This window comes from Massilia sp. TSP1-1-2, assembly GCF_049896185.1.
Lineage (GTDB): Bacteria > Pseudomonadota > Gammaproteobacteria > Burkholderiales > Burkholderiaceae_D > Telluria_A.
Genome location: NZ_JAFCTU010000108.1, coordinates 1 through 1,131, shown reverse-complemented (window position 1 = coordinate 1,131; position 1,131 = coordinate 1). Strand labels below are relative to the sequence as shown.

Below are 1,131 nucleotides of genomic sequence, written 5' to 3'. Positions count from 1 at the left end.
CCGGGCGACACCGGCCGTCGCGAGGATTGGGACGAGGGTCTCGATGGCCCGATTGACGGCGCTTCCAATACTGCCTGAGCTGCTGTCCACCTGCGCGATAGCCGGCGCCAGCTTTTCCAGGAAGAGCACGGCCCCCTCGGCGGCCAGGACCGGCTCCTTCTTCGCGATGCCCTTAATTTCAACGAGCGCTTCTTTTATGCGCTGGATGGGTACGGTCGACTTCCAGCCGAAGGCGCCGCGACGGAAGCGCGGCGCGAACTCAAATTTGTATGCTGTAGCCATTTTTCGAAATTTTCCCTGTAAGGCCTCTTGTCGACGGCCATCGCGGGCCGGTTTGTCGCCGTCTAGCATTCTCGCATGGTTCGCAAGGCAGGCTCTTCATCATATAAACGATTTATCTGAAATTTCCGCTTTCGCCGACTCACTTCGAAGCAGTCAGCAGCTCCACGAACTCCGTGACCACCTTCTCCAGGCTCGTGTAGCCGAGCGACGTCGTCGGATATTCTGGGCGGCCAGGTCCTTTTGCGCTGTTATAGAGCTCAATGATAGCCAGTTTCGTCCACCGTTTTTTGAATGTCAGCGGCGAGAAGGCCATGTGCTCTGGATACAGGGAAAACGCCTCCGCAGTCGCGTCGATGACCTCTCGCGGCGCCGTGTCTGCGAACGTGACTGTCGCAAGCTGCCTTTCGCACGCTACCCACGATTTGGCGCCAATGAGGCCAGTGCCGGTGTCAACGATGATTGGGAAGTGGGGTTTTCGAAATAGGAAGTTTATCGCGCTCATGGGCGGGCTTTTAGCGGCAGTTGTAGAAGATTGGAGGCGAGGGCAGTCGCATCAGTTTCCGGGATTTTCGTCGGCCTGTAGTGACAATGGCCATCTCATCATTTCCAGAGATGCCATAAAGACCTACAGTTTGACTTCGCATTTTTTCATGGCGCCGACGCGGGGAGGTGTCGCCGCGCAGTGTAAGCCGTCGCCCGGGGCATCGAGGCGCCATCTCGGTTAGTAAAGGCTGGTCGGCCGCTTGTTCGTCGGGAGGAACCCTTCGGCGGTTGTGACTATTCAGCCTGAGCGCACAGTGTAGAAAGTTGTTGTAAACAAATCTTAGATAACGCATCATGGGGGCATGC

At 57.0% G+C, this 1,131-nt stretch carries 1 protein-coding gene and 1 pseudogene; both read right to left on the bottom strand.

Annotated features, from left to right (window positions below; translation table 11 throughout):
• Positions 1-282 (bottom strand): annotated as a pseudogene (locus ACP7BV_RS27090) (hypothetical protein); the annotation flags it as partial.
• Positions 283-421: 139 nt separating this feature from the next.
• Positions 422-784, bottom strand: a complete 363-nt coding sequence (locus tag ACP7BV_RS27085; RefSeq protein WP_426107996.1) for a hypothetical protein — start codon at positions 782-784, stop codon at positions 422-424.
• Positions 785-1,131 lie beyond the last annotated feature (347 nt).

Excerpts from the sequence above, each read along its gene's own strand:
- ACP7BV_RS27085 (WP_426107996.1), bottom strand. The coding sequence starts at position 784 with ATGAGCGCGATAAACTTCCTATTTCGAAAACCCCACTTCCCAATCATC.